Below are 15,579 nucleotides of genomic sequence, written 5' to 3' on the forward strand. Positions count from 1 at the left end.
AAAAAAAGAAGAGAGAAGAAGTTATTGGGCGGGATAAACAGTGAGGTAAACGTAGCCACAACTACTAAGGGTATCAGCTATACAAGTTAAACCTGTAAGCTGAATGGTCATCTGATGTTGCTGCTGTGGATTTAGCTCACCGGAACGCAACATATTTTCTAACTGTTCTATAAACAGTGGGAAAACATTTTCCAGGCTTTGTAGCTGCTCTGGGCTAAAGCTTCCCGTCAAACCAGCCCTGTCAGCCAGGTAATGCAGCCGGTTGCCTTCCTGAACTAATCTTGCGCCAAATCGTGGGGTGATATCGCTTTGTAGCCCCCATTCATGGGATAGTGTGAATGGCATGAAAACCTCCGTTTAAAGCAAACCCTGCTCAGCAAAAGAAACCACTTCATTCCCAACAACCAAATGATCCAACACTCGCACTTCTACCAGTGCTAACGCTTTCACTATCCGCTGAGTAATGTGTTTATCCTGCTGACTGATTTCTGTCGTACCTGACGGATGGTTATGAGCCAAAATGACTGCAGCAGCATTGTGCTTCAGTGCCAATTTAACCACTTCGCGGGGATGAACTTCGGTTTGGCTGAGTGTGCCGGTAAACAGTGTTTCGCATCCCAGCAGGCAGTGCTGATTGTCGAGATACAACACCATAAAAACTTCACGCTCCTGATGAGCCATCTGTAATTGCAGCCAGGTTTTAGTGACGCTGGTGGAAGTAAATGACTCACTCGGTTGACGCTGATATTTCTCCACCAGTCGTAACGCCCGACGAATGATGCGTTGCTCTCTTGCAGGAAATACCGGGGATAAATTGAATACAGACATATTTGCTCCTTAAAACAAAAAGACTCGCCGATTTATTGGCAAGACCTTAGGGAAGGGATAATAGAAAGGCTCACGAAGCAAGCTGCAGCATATTCTCGGCCATCACCCACAGAGCGCGATTGAGCTTTACATCCCCGTCAATACCTTTGACGGCGCGGGTTTGAGCACGTTTACCTTTCATCGTTCGTCCCGACAGTCCACCTTTAATCAGGTTCTCCTGAATGCGCTGATAAGTGGTCCACAGGTCATTACTCTCATCCTGCCAGCGCCGCGGGATTAGGATCTGCGATTCCGTCACCGGCTGATGCTCTTCACCAAAGCGATAGGTTAATGCCGCTTTTGCCATTGCTAGTTGGGCCGGTGGGGGGAGTAGCAGCGACTGCATCGCATCTCGCTTCTCTTCAACCCGGTCAAATATCCCCAGTACCTCATAAGCCCCTTCAATGACTTTCTCCACCACGTTACCCTTATGGGGAACACGCACTTCACCAAAACTCTCACCGCAAATCAGCCCATTTTGGCAAGCCGATCTAAATAGCCCCGGTAGCATCTGGTATGAGCTGGAGCCGTCATGGCTATTAAGCAGAATAATTTCCGGCACCTGCTTGCCAGTGATTTGGCCTTCGCGGCGCAGGCGCAGCATGTGTTTGGTGTGTTCACGCTTACTCTGGTCGCGCACTCGGGTCTGGCAGGCAAAGAACGGCTGGAAGCCTTCACGCTGCAGGTTATCGAGAAGGGTTATAGTCGGGATGTAGGTGTATCGGTCGCTACGTGATTCATGCTTTTCTTCACTAAAGACACTCGGTACGTAATGCGCCAGTTCATCACGGGTTAGCGGACGATCGCGGCGAACCAGGTTGACCGCACCAAAGCGGCTGGCTAATTTCATGATAATTTCCTTAGGTTTTGGGGCATAAAAACAAAAGCCCCTGCTCCGGAAGGAGGCAGGGGCGATATGCAGGTTCAGTGATCGTTGCAGCAGAAGGCGGCTCAGAAGTTGTCCAGGATCCGTAATATCTGCGCCATCAGGACCGTTATCAGCGCGGTTACCAGCAGCGTGGCTGCTTCTCTGGCTGCATCTATGCTGTCGTCATCGTGACCGGCCTGACGAAAGCGGATTTCAATAAACTGTCGGGCCTGCTGACCGCCGTACCAGGTCAGAACCTGACCCAAAGCAGTCACCAGCATTTTCAGAAAAATCATAGGGTTTACTCCGGACTGCCTGACGGCAGTCCGTTGGTGATGTGACGTCTTTTATGGAGGGAGATGAAGCAGAGAGACTACTCAGTTATAGGTGTAGCGCCACGCCCCTTTGTCGGTGGTGACTACCACTTCCGAAGCCACGCACTCATTATAAAAATTCACTTTGACGGACTGCCCGTAGCGCAGAGTGATCGGCAGAATGGTTTCCTTGTTAACGGAGGACATAAACTTTTTGTTGTCGATGCGGCAGTTGCCCCGATTAACGTCAATGTTTTCAACTTTCACACTGTCATCCAGCGAGGTGACCACTACAGTGGCGTAGCGTGTTCCGGCAGGATGAACATAATCACTGGTCTCCACTTTTATTGGAGACGTTGGTTCCGCCAGCGCCGAAGCAGACAGTAAAAACAGTGCGGATATCAACAATTGTTTGATTTTCACAGCGTATTCCTTTTAAGAGAAACGTATCGCCGGGACATGAATATCATCATTCATTACCAGCAATAGACGGTAAAAATAGTTACAAATCAGTGTGATGCCTTTGCCACACAGCCGTGTGTGCCAAACTCTGGCAGCACCTTCGCCGCCCCAGCTAGTGTGAAGGTAGCTGGCTTAACACCTTCGCCGGATACCGAGACTTGTTTGCCGTTACGCAACTGTGTCCAGGCCAGCACCAGGTTATTGCTGCCGAGACGACTGCCAGACTCACTGATATCAATGGCCTCTCCACCGTCAATGCTGACCTGGAGGTTTTTATCCTCATCCATACTGACTTCATGCCCGTTAGCGTCCGTAAATATGACCGTGGCTGGCTGTGAGCCGTAATCCTCACAGGACAGATATAACTGCGACTGACCTTTCCCCTTGATAACAAACTCTGATACGCCTTGGCCCCAACCGCTGGACCAAGTGTCCTTATTTCCGAAAGCCTGCGCCATGACCGGAACCAGGCCACAGACCAGCACCAACGCGCTGAGTGATGAATTGTTCATGAATGTATCCTTTTGTGAGTAAAGCAAATTGCCCTGACGGACGGGAATGCAGGCTCATTCCCTGATGAGCCCGCTGATATACTGATAATGCGGCAGAGCCTGAATGAATCTCGGGTCCTGAAAAATGCGAGTGATATGGCTGTTTCGCACAAAACCGCTGAGGGTCATCACCACATCAGTGATGGCTGAAAGGGTGAACACCTGAATGCGATCTTTCGATACGGCCACCAAGTACCACTCCCCGTCCAGACAGATAAGCCGGTAAGGGGCCACTGCAGACTGCTGATGACCTTGATGCAGAAAGTGAACACGGCGATTACGGATGATGGCCTGAACGATAGCCTGGAAACCACCAAACAACGCAGGTGCCTGACGTGGCGGGGCATTCCAGATAATGCAGGGGGAATCCTGACCACTGTCGAGCAACACCGACAGCAGCCTGGGATCCAGAGTAGGAAAGTAATGCGCCACGCTGGTTATCCGGGCAAAGCGGAGAATGTCGCTGTTGGTGCGAAAGGGACCCCGGGCGTCCAGGAGCCGGAAGCTTCCACGGGAATATTCGATGTCGAGATAACGCAGACGCTCACGCAAGTCGCGCTGAACAGTGCGCTCAGAAACGCCAAACTCCTGAGCCAATTGTCTGACGCTGAGTGATTCGCCCATAAAGAGGCGACTGACCAGGATGGCGAGACGGCTGGCCAACCGATCATAGCGGTGTCCCTGTTCAGACATGTTATGTGCTCCCAGCAGAAAATATTGGTACCAGTCATCTGCTGGCAGTGAAAAATGGATTAGCGGGAAAGACGTTGCTGCCGGAGCCAGGCTACGATGATGCAGGCCGGTATGGTGACCCGGTAAGCCGGACCCGCAATGTCGGAAATCATCCACGCCGAACTGAGCGCAATGGCGACGGGACCGGCAATAACGGACAGTGCTCTGGATGCCACCACCACCGTGCCCCAAGTGGCGACGCCTCCTAGTGAGGTAATGACGCTTGCAGACAGTACGGTGGCAAGCTCCAGTGCAGCCAGCGAGGAGGTACGTATGGCTGCCTGTACTGCCATCAAAATGAGCTGAGGGGTGGGGTTGGTTAGGTCGAGTTGCATATTGCGGGAAAAGGTAGCCAGTTCTTCGGATGTCATCTGGTCCAGGCTTTTCTCCAGCACCTTCATCAGCAGGCACAATTCAATGGTCTCGGTGGTGCTTTTCAGGTTGAAGTTCACATCAAGTTTGTCGCAAACATCACCAAGGATTTCTCGATAGGTCACGCCTTGCCCCAGCCTAATCAAACTTACCAGCGTATTGGCCCCGTAACGCTGAAGTTCAGCCGCTATCAGTTGCCAGTAGCGGCGGTGTTCCGGTGCCAGCAGACGGTATTCCGGGGTGCTGGTCAGGCTCTCTGTCCAGCGGATGTCGCCGTCACGAGGGTCAGTGGTCAGAATAGAAACCAGTAGTTGCAGCTCTTCATTGCTGCACTGGCCCAGCAGGTTTAGATCGGGGTCGTTACGGTAGACAGCCATTAATCTTCCTCAGTCAGTGTGGTGAGAGTTCACACTTTAAGGGGGGCTGTGGCACGGATATGTCTTCTGAAATGGTGAGTTTTTACGCGGATGGAGTTGAATGCGACACTGAGTGTCATAGTCCCGTGACAACTACGACTAAAACATACACACTGAGATCGAAAGCTACCGTCATCCATTATGATGATATATTTCTGATTTTATAATGAATTATTGCATTTGTTCGAACAAAGACTGTATAGCCAGATCCATCAGTTCTGATTGGCCCATACTGTGTTTTTTTGATAATTCCTTAAGCATCCTGATGCTTTCTTTGCTCAAGCCGAGAAGTTCGGCAGTCCGTTTTTTATCCGTCTCTTTTCTTTTTTCACGTACCTTCTTTTGTGACCAAGCTTTAGTCAACGAGGTGACTAACTCTTTAAAATTGTCTTCTCTTGTAAGCATATAAAGCTGTGTGATTAATGCGTATTTACTATCACTCTCCGTGAGAGGTTCTAAATCAGCCAGGAACATATTTTTTTTCTTTAAGTAACAAACTGAAAAAGAAACCGACTCTTTGCTTTTCATCAAAGAGGTGACATTGACCTCATGCCTGCATATCTCTTTATCTCTCTTGTAGTTACAGGATAAATGTGAAATCAGAAGATTTATTTCAGTATTTTTGAATGGCAACAAACTTAATAAGGTAAAAATGGATTTATAGCGTTCTTTATGTCCGCCTACGACTCTGGGCAAACAAAATGTATCAGAAACGCATTGAGCTTGCTGCTTACTCCCCACATCACTGTAGAGATGTATATTATCCGCTCTGAGCAGTTTAAACACACCTTTCCATTCGAGCTGCATCAGTTTCCACCAGAAATAGTGGCATGCTTCGATATCATTTTTAAGCCATACAATACAAACATCGGAGAAAGCGTCACTTTCTACATCTTTTACAAGTTTATTTATCTTATCAAAAGGAGATTTTATTTTATCAGAAACGACATCCGAACAAATAAAATCTATTAATTCCGGGGCATTATTGGCTATCTGAGGGAAATTTGAGTTTGCTATCGTTATATTTAGCGATATTAATATGCGCCCGAGCATAGACAATGGAAAGGTTGAAAGATATTCCCTTATCAGCATTAATTCATTTCCTGACAATTCCTGCGCAGATTTGATTCTCATCCTTTTTATACGCTCATCACTCATGTCCAGTCCCTTCTCTCAAGCCTCCTTTTAGGATAACTTAAGCCAAGATTTTAATGAAGATTTTTCGTGTTAAAAATGATGCCTAATAGAGGAAAAAATAAGGAAAAAACGTTCCATTCATAGCACGAAATTCCTTTAAATACTGGGGCTGATGGCACTTTAATAGCATAGTCAATCAACTCCCCCATACAACGTTAACTCCAGAGTGACTGAAGGACCAGCCAGGAGCAGATTGATGGTGCATGGCCACCGGATGTACACACTTTACATAGCACAAACTGTCGGATTGGTAATATATACCTGATACATCCTTTCTCTCTGTTACGCTTAAAGCTATGGGTTACCTTCATAACCCTTTTGTAATCAGAAATGATTTAATCCAGATAGGTTGAAACATCAAATCTCAGTTTTAATTACCTGAAGCATTATTTTTAAGAGTGTTTTTTTACAGCTCCAGTCATTGATGTGAAAAACAAACCACTGGAGATTCCATAATGAATTACACCTCTAATCCTTTCTGGCAACAACGTATTACCGACACCTTACTGAACGCCCTTAAGGCTTATCCGCGAGTATTAATGCTGAGGGTTGATCTACGACTACCCAATGCTCCTGCATCTACAGATGCTGCTGTTATTTCACGATTTATAGACTCTCTGAAAGTAAAGATTACAGTATACCTACTTCGTAAACACCGCGAGGGCAACCGAAAACGCATGACCGACCTGCGTTATATCTGGGCAAGGGAATATGGAGAACGCAACGGTAAAAAGCACTACCACGTGGTGTTGTTGCTTAATCGCGAAGTCTGGTGTTCCGCAGGTAACTATAACGATCCGGCTTCACTGGCAGGGTTAATCAAACAGGCGTGGTGTAGCGCCTTACGGGTGGGTACTTCGGAGTATGCAACGCTGGCACACTTTCCGGAAAGCCCGGTGTACTGGATTGACCGCGGGAATAATGAGCAACTACGGGAAGCATTATTAAGGGCTTCATATCTTGCAAAGGACCATACCAAAGTTACTGGTGATGGCGAGCGTAATTTTGGATGCAGCCAGCGCTGATATCCCCGTCAAGATTCGCCCCAGCCTATCGGGGCCGATATGGCTCTCAGGTATTTTTTTACTGGCAATCCCTATCCTCTGAAGGAGTACTGGCGTGCAATAGAACTCAACCACACCGGACTCCTCCCATCATTAATTTTCAGAGGGAGAGATTCCATGGCTACTACCAATAACCCAGTCCTTTGCGCTGAAGACCCGCTTATCGATATGAGCTTTATCACGACGTATACCGGTATGACAGATAAGTGGTTCTACAAACTGATTGGGGACGGTCAGTTCCCGAAACCCATCAAACTGGGGCGCAGTTCCCGCTGGCGTAAAAGTGAGGTGGAGAGCTGGATGCAGCAACGTATTGCTGACTCGCGGCGGATAGAAAAATTATGAAACGTACTACGGTGACCCTGATCCCGAATATCATCCAGTCGTAATCAGGAATAACCGGCTTCATGTTGGCTGCATATTCTGCCAACCGGCAGGCTTCTCAGCGAATTCGGATGGCGTCATCCAGCCCAGTGCAGAATGGGGACGCCTCTGGTTATAGTGTATGCACCAGGCCTCGATTTTGCACCGTGCGTCCTCCAGAGACACTAACCAGTTCTCGTTCAGACATTCCTGTCGCAGCTTGCCATTGAACGACTCCACTGTGGCATTGTCCGTTGGTGTCCCGGTCGAGAAAAATCGATACGGCTCCCTCGTTCATACACCCATTTATCCAGCATTTTCCCTGCAAATTCAGAGTCGTTATCGGTTTTCAGCAATTGTGGTAAGGGACGTCTGAGCGTAATGGTGTTCAGCATCTCTGCGACCTCCGTTGAGCGCAGATTCGGGCCCACGCAGATCCCCAGACATTCGCGTGTGTAGAGATCAATGACTGTTAGCAGACGTAACCGATGCCCGTCAAATAAGGCGTCAGAGACAAAGACATGATTCGGATACAGCCCCTGGAGCTGGGGCTGGGGCTGTCGGCGCTGTGCCGATTTATTCCGGCGTGGGCGTTTGAGACGCAGGGACAGCCCCTGCTCGCTGTAGAGTCGGTAAATGCGTTTATGATTATCCCGCCAGCCCTCCCGCCGGAGCATGACGTGAACCCTGCGGTAGCCATAGTGACCCCGGGTTTCAGTGATCTTCCTGATACGGAGGCGCAGCGCACTGTCGTCTGCTGCCACAGAACGGTAGCGGAAAGAGCTACGGCTGACCCGTAGCGCAAAAAAGACCTGCCTCTCACTGGCTCCGTAGCGTGCCTGCAGGTCCCGGCCCCATTCGCGCAGACGCGCCAGTGCCAGGTCTTTTTTGCCAGCACATCCTGCAGCATGGTTTTGTCGAGGCTCAGATCGGCAACCAGCTTCTTCAACCTTAGATTCTCTTCCTCAAGCTGCCGCATGTGTTTCAGCTCCGAAGGCGAAATCCCGCCGCATTTCTTGCGCCATGTATAGAATGTGGCATCGGAAATACCCAGCTTATGGCAGACCTCCAGCACGGACGTCCCCAGTTCAGCCTGCTTCAGGGCAAAAACAATCTGCTCTTCGGTGAATCGTGATTTTTTCATCGGCACCACCTCCGTTCAGGGAGTGTAGATCATGCCGGCATTCTGTTTCTGAATGGCGCAGGATTTCGGGCCAGGGTCACATAACCTATTGTTATATTTGTTATAATTTTAAACTAAATTCATATTGATGTGCCTTTCGAGGGGGCAGACTTCAGCTAGCAAGAAAAAAATGAGCAGCAGATTCAAAGCCAAGACAGTGATATTATTAGACAAAACCCTTACCACATTATACTGAAATCAACACAACAGGAATATTCTCATTCCACGTTCGTAGCGAATATTTTGCTGTCTGCATACACGGTGGCAATCTCCGAACTTTGTGTGAGTTGAAAAATCCCAAGATTTCAGCCCCAGTGGTGAAAGCATTAAGTAAAAGGAACGAACAAGATGGCACTGACTGGTTCAAACAATACTAGTAAAGGCGGAGACCTTGGCTTCGAGGCTGAGCTCTTCAAAACCGCCGATAAACTTCGCGGCAACATGGAGCCATCGGACTACAAACATGTTGCTCTCGGACTTATTTTCCTCAAATACATCTCAGATGCCTTTGAAGCGAAGCGCCAAGCTCTGTTGAATGAAGATGCTCTGGCCGCCGAGGATAAAGACGAATATCTCGCCGATAATGTATTCTGGGTACCGAAAGAGTCACGTTGGTCACACCTGCAGGCTAGCGCCAAGCTCCCCATTATCGGTTCACTAATTGATGACGCGATGCGTGCCATTGAGACAGATAATGAATCGCTTAAAGGTGTGCTACCTAAAGACTACTCACGACCAGCTTTGAATAAAGTGATGTTAGGAGAGCTTATCGACCTTATCTCCGGTATTGCCCTCAACGAAGAGGGTAGCCGCTCCAAAGATATTCTAGGTCGCGTGTATGAGTATTTCCTCGGCCAATTTGCCGGTGCTGAAGGCAAGCGAGGTGGTGAGTTTTACACTCCTCGTTCGGTTGTGCGAGTGCTTGTAGAAATGCTTGAACCCTACTTTGGTCGCATTTACGATCCTTGCTGTGGCTCTGGCGGCATGTTCGTCCAATCGGAAAAATTTGTGCAGGAGCACGGAGGCCGTATAGGTGACATTGCTATTTATGGGCAAGAGTCAAATTACACTACATGGCGTTTAGCCAAGATGAACCTAGCAGTGCGGGGCATTGATTCCGACATTCGATGGAATAATGAAGGTAGCTTCCATAAGGATGAACTCCGTGATCTGAAGGCAAATTTTATTTTAGCTAACCCACCTTTTAATGTCTCAGATTGGGGTGGAGATCGCTTACGTGAAGACGTGCGCTGGAAGTTCGGTATCCCCCCTGTGAGTAATGCCAACTACGCTTGGTTACAGCATATCTACCATCATCTTGCCCCAAACGGCCACGCTGGGATAGTGCTGGCAAACGGCTCCATGAGCTCCAACCAATCCGGTGAGGGGGAAATTCGTAAAGCAATGCTTGAAGCCGATGCTGTAGATTGCATGGTAGCATTGCCCGGACAACTTTTTTACTCTACACAAATTCCCGCTTGCCTTTGGTTTCTAGCTCGCAATAAAAATCCCATGAATGGTCATGCAGGCGGACAACGCGACCGCCGTGGGCAAGTTTTATTCATTGATGCTCGTAAATTAGGTGTATTGATAGACCGTACCAGACGTGAGTTCACTGACGACGAAATACAGAAAATTGCAGATACATATCACGCCTGGCGTGGGGAAGATGGAGCTGGCGAATATGCTGACATGGCTGGATTTTGCAAATCAGTCACACTTGAAGAGATCCGCAAACACGATTATCTACTGACTCCAGGACGCTACGTTGGCGCAGCAGAGCAAGAAGATGATGATGAACCCTTCGCGGAAAAAATGGCTCGTCTATCAAAGCAATGGCATGAGCAACGCGATAGTGCAGTTAAGCTAGATACCAAGATTGAGGCGAATTTGAGAGGGCTTGGGTATGGAGACTGAATGGAAACAAATCCATCTAGGGGAGGTTTGTCTTAAAATTGGTAGCGGTGCAACGCCTCGTGGAGGCAAGGAATCTTACAGAGGTGGTAATACTGCTCTAATACGTAGCCAAAATATATACAACGATCGATTTTCCCGTGAAGGCCTCGTATATATCGACGACTCTCAAGCATGGGAATTGCGCAATGTCATTGTCGAGGAAGGTGATGTTCTTCTCAACATTACTGGAGATTCAGTAGCACGTTGTTGTCAGGTTGATCAAACAGTTTTGCCAGCACGAGTAAATCAGCATGTTGCAATTATTCGTCCACAGCCGGATATGCTTGATAAGCGTTTTTTACGCTACGTTTTGATTAGCCCATTAATGCAAGAACATTTGTTGGCTTTAGCCTCTGCTGGGGCAACGAGAAATGCCCTTACAAAAGCGATGATAGAGTCGCTGGTTCTCCGAGTTCCAGGACTCGACCAGCAGCGTGCTATTGGAGATACTCTTGGCACTCTGGACGATAAAATTGCTCTAAATCGACGGATGAACAAATTACTAGAAGAGATGGCTAGTGCTTTGTTTAAAGCGTGGTTTGTAGATTTCGAGCCAGTCAGGGCTAAAATGGAAGGCCGCTGGCAGAAGGGGCAATCATTACCTGGACTACCTGCTGACCTCTATGACATTTTCCCAGATCGGCTCGTTGAATTAGAGTTAGGGGAAATTCCCGAAGGCTGGAGATGGATACCAGCAAACGAAATTATCGACTTCAACCCCAGTGAGCCTCTTCGTAGAGGAACAGAGGCTCCTTATTTAGAAATGTCCTCATTACCTACTGATGGATGCTGGCCTGCCCCTCCTGTCATCCGACAATTTGGCAGCGGTATGCGTTTTCGCAATGGCGACACATTACTCGCTAGAATTACTCCATGCCTTGAAAACGGTAAAACTGCATTTATTCAATGTTTACCAGACAAGTCGATAGGTTGGGGTTCAACTGAATATATAGTGATGCGTACAAAGTATCCTGTACCTGCTGAATTTGGGTATTTGCTCGCAAGAGACAACAATTTTCGTGAACAAGCCATTCGGAATATGACAGGTACGTCTGGCCGTCAGCGCGTTCAAGCTAGTTCGGTGGCTTCATTCAAATTAGCATCACCATCAAACGAGAATATATGGAAAGCTTTCTCTAATATAGTTACCCCTCAATTCAACAGTATTAAGGCCAATGCTCAGGAGAGCGAAACGCTAGCTAACCTGCGTGATACATTGCTTCCCAAGCTGATATCTGGAGACCTGTGTGCGCCAAATGGCAGTGATCTTTTTGGAGCCGCGATATGACTCTAGATTGGTGTCCCGGAATTCGGGAAGCTTGCGCGCATTGGCGCCAAGCTCCAATGCTACAGCAAACCTTTGAGGCGCTTGAACGTAACCTCGAGCAGGATAACGATGCATGCATTGACTGTGCCAAAACCGTCGTTGAAACCGTATGTCAAGTTATCGTGGAAAACTTCCACACACCTCAGGCTCCCCTCAAGCCGGTGCAGGAAACACCTTCATTGTCTGATTGGCTAACTGCGGCTATTCGGGCTTTAAAACTTGGTGACATACGTGATGATCAGTTCAGAAAATTAGTTTCCAGTCACCATAAGCTTGCCCATGCCCTAAACGACCTACGCAATAAAGCGGGTCCAGTTAGTCATGGAAAAGATCCGTATTTAGAAAGACTCGCAGTACATCATCGGCGTACAGCAGTTTTAGCTGCTGATGCTATTGTAGCCTTTTTGCACAAAGCTTATTTGGACACTAAGTTAGACCCCATAAGTTCACGAGAACCTTGGGAACGATTCAATGAAGATAACTCTTTGATTGATAGATATATAGGTTTAGAAGTGGAAGCCGGTGAAGGTGATACCACCATCTTGCGTTTTTTACTACCCGGTAGTGATGAGTTATCAATTAATATTGAAGTTAGCCGGTTACTCTATCAACTGGATCGTGATGCCTATGTCGAAGCATTGAATGCTGCTCGTGGGGTGCAAGTCTCAGCGATTGAACTTGAGGAAGAAGAGGGAGAATAGTAATGGCATTTCTATCTGAAGCTGCCGTAGAGCAAGCTCTGCTCGAACAGTTTCTTACCCTTGGCTACAGCATCCAACGAGAAGAAGATATTGGTCCTGATGGGCATCACCCTGAGCGTGAGAGCCATCATGAGGTTGTGCTTAAAAAACGGCTTGTGGAATCCGTTGCTCGCCTAAATCCCAGCCTACCAGAGGATGCCAGACAGGATGCCATACGCCAAGTAATACAGACAGAGCTTCCTTCCTTGCTCGAAGAAAACCGTCGTCTTCACAAGCTAATGATAGAAGGTGTGGATGTTGAGTATTACGCGGACGATGGAACACTGACCGCTGGTAAGGTTAAGCTTATTGATGTTGAATTTCCCGAGCTTAATGACTGGTTGGCAGTTAATCAGTTTGTAGTTATTGCAGGTAATTATAAACGACGGCCAGATGTAGTTGTATTCGTTAATGGTTTACCACTCGCAGTAATTGAGCTAAAAGCCCCGGGTAGTTCTACAGCTAATTTAGCTAGTGCATTTAATCAACTTCAAACCTATAAAAATCAAATACCTGGATTATTTAACACTAATGCATTGTTAGTTGTATCTGACGGTGTTGCTGCGCGGGTAGGATCGCTATCTGCCAATCTTGAAAGATTTATGCCATGGCGGACAACTGATGGTAAGAATGTGACTCCGAAAGGTTTGCCAGAGCTTGATATCTTAATAGAAGGTGTTTTTGAACATAAACGACTGCTTGAGCTTTTATATTACTTTACGGTATTCGGTGAAACTGGGTCAGGACTCTCAAAAATCATTGCCGGCTATCATCAATTTCATGCAGTAAATCGTGCTGTCGAATCTACTATTCGAGCCTCTAGGGAAGGCGCAGCAGATGGTCAAAGTTTAGTTAATCCACAGTCCCAAGGGGATAAACGAGCTGGCGTTATATGGCACACGCAAGGCTCAGGAAAAAGTCTACTAATGGCTTTCTATGCTGGTCAGTTGGTTAAGCATCCTGCAATGGCAAACCCAACATTGGTAGTACTTACTGATAGAAATGACTTAGACGATCAGTTGTTTACAACCTTTTCAATGTGCCGTGATCTTATTAGGCAAACACCTGTTCAAGCCAGTAGCCGCGAAGACTTACAAAAACTCTTAAATCGTGCATCGGGCGGCGTGATTTTCACTACATTGCAAAAATTTGGTGAGATTGCTGAACCACTCACTATACGGCGTAATGTAGTAGTTATAGCCGATGAGGCTCATCGCAGTCAGTATGGATTTAGAGCGAAAGTCGATACAAAGACCGGTGAAATCTCTTATGGCTTCGCTAAATACATGCGCGATGCATTACCCAATGCATCTTTTATTGGTTTTACAGGTACACCAATCGAGGCCGATGACATAAATACTCCGGCGGTATTTGGTCATTATATAGATGTTTATGATATCAGCCGTGCAGTAGAAGATGGTGCTACCGTCCCTATTTACTACGAATCCCGACTGGCTCGTATTGAGCTTGACGAAGATGAAAAACCAAATATTGATACCGAGGTTAACGAACTGACCGAGGACGATTCCGAAATTGATCAAGAACGTTTCAAGCAAAAATGGGCAACTGTTGAAGCGCTGGTGGGCAGCAAAAAACGCTTAGCACTTGTTGCGCAGGATATGGTTGCCCATTTTGAAGACCGTGTCGCTGCTCTGGAAGGAAAAGCAATGGTAGTTTGTATGAGCCGACGTATATGTATTGCTTTGTATGATGAGCTTATTAAGTTACGTCCCGATTGGCACAGCAATGATGATAATGCAGGCAGTGTGAAGATTGTCATGACTGGCTCTGCGAGCGATCCGCATGATTGGCAGCCACACATCGGCAATAAAAAACGTCGTGATTTGCTTGCTAAGCGTGCCCGCGATCCAAAAGACCCACTTAAGCTAGTAATAGTTCGCGATATGTGGCTGACTGGTTTTGACGCTCCCTGCATGCACACGATGTATGTGGATAAACCAATGAAAGGACACGGTCTGATGCAGGCTATCGCACGCGTAAACCGAGTGTTCCGTGACAAGCCTGCTGGACTAATTGTTGATTATATCGGTATTGCGCAAAATCTAAAATCGGCATTGCAACGATACTCTAAGAGTGACCAAGACAATACCGGAATTGACGAAGCACAGGCAATAGCTGTAATGATAGAGAAGTACGAAATCGTACGTGACATGTTCCATGGTTTCGACTACGCCTCTGCTATGTCAGGAACACCACAACAACGATTAGCAATGATGGCTGGTGCTATCGAGTGGATTCTCAATTTGCAACAGAATCTTTCTGCAAAAGAGAATTCAAAAGAAGCGAAAAGAAATGCTCATCGCCGTTACCAAGATGCTGTGTTAGCACTATCAAAAGCCTTCGCTTTGGCCTCTGCCTCTGATGAAGCTCGTGAAATTCGAGAAGAAGTTGGTTTCTTCCAAGCGATTCGCGCCGCATTAGTCAAAAGTAGCTCCGGTTCGGGTATTACCCAACAAGAACGAGAGTTGGCTATCCAGCAAATCGTTAGCCGCGCAGTAATTTCGACCGAGATTGTAGATATTTTGGGGGCTGTGGGAATTAAAAGCCCAGATATATCCATACTCTCGGATGAATTCCTAGCTGAAGTTCAGCAGATGGAGAAAAAAAATCTTGCTCTGGAAGCTTTACGCAAGCTGCTTAATGATGGAATTCGCTCACGTAGCAAAGCCAATGTGGTACAAACCAAGGCCTTCTCTGAACGTCTTGAAGAAGCTGTAGCTCGCTATCATGCAAATGCCATCACTACGGCTGAAGTATTGCAAGAACTTATCCGCCTCGCAAAAGATATCCGTGCCGCCCGTCAAAGGGGCGAAGAATCGGGGTTGTCTGATGAAGAGATAGCCTTCTACGACGCTCTGGCTGAAAATGAAAATGCGGTACAACTGATGGGTGATGACAAACTTCGAATCATCGCTCATGAACTACTTATAAATTTACGAGCAAATGTATCGGTTGACTGGGCGCGTCGTGACTCTGCTCGTGCGCGCATGAGGGTGCTGGTAAAGCGTATTCTACGTAAATATGGATATCCACCTGACCTTCAGGACATGGCCGTACAAACTGTTTTGCAGCAGGCCGAGGCCCTATCATCCAAGTGGTCAGTGGGGGAGTCTGATAGAGCCGGAAGCTCAATTTAACAAAATGCC

Annotated in this window: 15 protein-coding genes and 1 pseudogene; 6 read left to right on the top strand and 10 right to left on the bottom strand. The window is 47.4% G+C overall.

Annotated elements, in window-relative coordinates:
• Positions 1 to 21: 21 nt before the first annotated feature.
• The 9 genes from CWM52_RS14940 to CWM52_RS14980 all read right to left on the bottom strand — a co-directional run bounded on the left by CWM52_RS14940 (position 22) and on the right by CWM52_RS14980 (position 5,740).
• Positions 22 to 345 carry a type IV toxin-antitoxin system YeeU family antitoxin gene (locus tag CWM52_RS14940; RefSeq protein WP_100684817.1) on the bottom strand — a complete coding sequence of 108 codons (324 nt, stop codon included), beginning with the start codon at positions 343 to 345 and terminating at the stop codon, positions 22 to 24.
• Between the two features lie 12 nt (positions 346 to 357).
• On the bottom strand, positions 358 to 828 hold the full coding sequence (gene radC, locus CWM52_RS14945; RefSeq protein WP_100684818.1) for a RadC family protein: 471 nt from the start codon (positions 826 to 828) through the stop codon (positions 358 to 360).
• Positions 829 to 898: 70 nt separating this feature from the next.
• Positions 899 to 1,720, bottom strand: coding sequence for a DUF932 domain-containing protein (locus CWM52_RS14950; RefSeq protein WP_100684819.1), 822 nt, complete (start codon positions 1,718 to 1,720; stop codon positions 899 to 901).
• A 98-nt stretch (positions 1,721 to 1,818) separates the two neighbouring features.
• Positions 1,819 to 2,031, bottom strand: coding sequence for a hypothetical protein (locus CWM52_RS14955; RefSeq protein WP_100684820.1), 213 nt, complete (start codon positions 2,029 to 2,031; stop codon positions 1,819 to 1,821).
• An 81-nt stretch (positions 2,032 to 2,112) separates the two neighbouring features.
• Complete coding sequence (locus CWM52_RS14960) at positions 2,113 to 2,472, bottom strand: hypothetical protein (protein ID WP_046881884.1); 360 nt, start codon at positions 2,470 to 2,472, stop codon at positions 2,113 to 2,115.
• An 86-nt stretch (positions 2,473 to 2,558) separates the two neighbouring features.
• On the bottom strand, positions 2,559 to 3,023 hold the full coding sequence (locus CWM52_RS14965; RefSeq protein WP_100684821.1) for a hypothetical protein: 465 nt from the start codon (positions 3,021 to 3,023) through the stop codon (positions 2,559 to 2,561).
• Between the two features lie 54 nt (positions 3,024 to 3,077).
• A complete protein-coding gene (locus CWM52_RS14970; RefSeq protein ID WP_049141562.1) occupies positions 3,078 to 3,755 on the bottom strand; it encodes a helix-turn-helix transcriptional regulator in 678 nt (225 codons plus the stop codon).
• Positions 3,756 to 3,814: 59 nt separating this feature from the next.
• A complete protein-coding gene (locus CWM52_RS14975) occupies positions 3,815 to 4,543 on the bottom strand; it encodes a DUF3944 domain-containing protein (RefSeq protein ID WP_100684822.1) in 729 nt (242 codons plus the stop codon).
• Between the two features lie 210 nt (positions 4,544 to 4,753).
• Positions 4,754 to 5,740, bottom strand: a complete 987-nt coding sequence (locus CWM52_RS14980) for a hypothetical protein (protein WP_100684823.1) — start codon at positions 5,738 to 5,740, stop codon at positions 4,754 to 4,756.
• A gap of 494 nt (positions 5,741 to 6,234) precedes the next feature.
• Between CWM52_RS14980 and CWM52_RS14985 the strand changes: the two genes are divergently transcribed.
• Entirely contained in the window at positions 6,235 to 6,804 is a 570-nt protein-coding gene (locus CWM52_RS14985; protein WP_100684824.1) for an inovirus Gp2 family protein, read from the top strand.
• 156 nt (positions 6,805 to 6,960) lie between these two features.
• Positions 6,961 to 7,188 (top strand): helix-turn-helix transcriptional regulator, encoded by a 228-nt coding sequence (locus CWM52_RS14990; RefSeq protein ID WP_100684825.1) that lies wholly within the window; start codon positions 6,961 to 6,963, stop codon positions 7,186 to 7,188.
• Positions 7,189 to 7,248: 60 nt separating this feature from the next.
• Here the strand turns inward: CWM52_RS14990 and CWM52_RS14995 are convergent.
• A pseudogene (locus CWM52_RS14995) lies at positions 7,249 to 8,350 on the bottom strand (IS3 family transposase).
• Positions 8,351 to 8,737: 387 nt separating this feature from the next.
• Between CWM52_RS14995 and CWM52_RS15000 the strand changes: the two are divergent.
• From CWM52_RS15000 to CWM52_RS15015, 4 genes are read left to right on the top strand one after another with little or no spacing between them, the layout of a single operon-like run.
• Positions 8,738 to 10,306 carry a type I restriction-modification system subunit M gene (locus CWM52_RS15000; protein ID WP_100684826.1) on the top strand — a complete coding sequence of 523 codons (1,569 nt, stop codon included), beginning with the start codon at positions 8,738 to 8,740 and terminating at the stop codon, positions 10,304 to 10,306.
• Positions 10,296 to 11,633, top strand: coding sequence for a restriction endonuclease subunit S (locus tag CWM52_RS15005; protein WP_100684827.1), 1,338 nt, complete (start codon positions 10,296 to 10,298; stop codon positions 11,631 to 11,633). Before CWM52_RS15000 ends, CWM52_RS15005 begins: the two co-directional genes overlap by 11 nt.
• On the top strand, positions 11,630 to 12,373 hold the full coding sequence (locus CWM52_RS15010; RefSeq protein WP_100684828.1) for an abortive infection family protein: 744 nt from the start codon (positions 11,630 to 11,632) through the stop codon (positions 12,371 to 12,373). The genes CWM52_RS15005 and CWM52_RS15010 overlap by 4 nt, the downstream gene beginning before the upstream one ends.
• A 2-nt stretch (positions 12,374 to 12,375) precedes the next feature.
• Positions 12,376 to 15,570, top strand: coding sequence for a type I restriction endonuclease subunit R (locus CWM52_RS15015; RefSeq protein WP_100684829.1), 3,195 nt, complete (start codon positions 12,376 to 12,378; stop codon positions 15,568 to 15,570).
• The last annotated feature ends 9 nt before the right edge of the window (positions 15,571 to 15,579 follow it).

It is taken from the genome of Raoultella sp. T31 (assembly GCF_002806725.1).
In the GTDB taxonomy this organism is placed as follows: domain Bacteria; phylum Pseudomonadota; class Gammaproteobacteria; order Enterobacterales; family Enterobacteriaceae; genus Klebsiella; species Klebsiella electrica.

Bases quoted from the DNA above. Each gene is read 5' to 3' on its own strand.
- CWM52_RS15000 (WP_100684826.1), top strand. From the start codon at position 8,738: ATGGCACTGACTGGTTCAAACAATACTAGTAAAGGCGGAGACCTTGGC.
- CWM52_RS14955 (WP_100684820.1), bottom strand. From the start codon at position 2,031: ATGATTTTTCTGAAAATGCTGGTGACTGCTTTGGGTCAGGTTCTGACC.
- CWM52_RS15015 (WP_100684829.1), top strand. From the start codon at position 12,376: ATGGCATTTCTATCTGAAGCTGCCGTAGAGCAAGCTCTGCTCGAACAG.
- CWM52_RS14975 (WP_100684822.1), bottom strand. From the start codon at position 4,543: ATGGCTGTCTACCGTAACGACCCCGATCTAAACCTGCTGGGCCAGTGC.
- CWM52_RS15005 (WP_100684827.1), top strand. From the start codon at position 10,296: ATGGAGACTGAATGGAAACAAATCCATCTAGGGGAGGTTTGTCTTAAA.
- CWM52_RS14980 (WP_100684823.1), bottom strand. From the start codon at position 5,740: ATGAGTGATGAGCGTATAAAAAGGATGAGAATCAAATCTGCGCAGGAA.
- CWM52_RS14990 (WP_100684825.1), top strand. From the start codon at position 6,961: ATGGCTACTACCAATAACCCAGTCCTTTGCGCTGAAGACCCGCTTATC.
- CWM52_RS14985 (WP_100684824.1), top strand. From the start codon at position 6,235: ATGAATTACACCTCTAATCCTTTCTGGCAACAACGTATTACCGACACC.
- CWM52_RS14965 (WP_100684821.1), bottom strand. From the start codon at position 3,023: ATGAACAATTCATCACTCAGCGCGTTGGTGCTGGTCTGTGGCCTGGTT.
- CWM52_RS14970 (WP_049141562.1), bottom strand. From the start codon at position 3,755: ATGTCTGAACAGGGACACCGCTATGATCGGTTGGCCAGCCGTCTCGCC.
- radC (WP_100684818.1), bottom strand. From the start codon at position 828: ATGTCTGTATTCAATTTATCCCCGGTATTTCCTGCAAGAGAGCAACGC.
- CWM52_RS15010 (WP_100684828.1), top strand. From the start codon at position 11,630: ATGACTCTAGATTGGTGTCCCGGAATTCGGGAAGCTTGCGCGCATTGG.
- CWM52_RS14940 (WP_100684817.1), bottom strand. From the start codon at position 345: ATGCCATTCACACTATCCCATGAATGGGGGCTACAAAGCGATATCACC.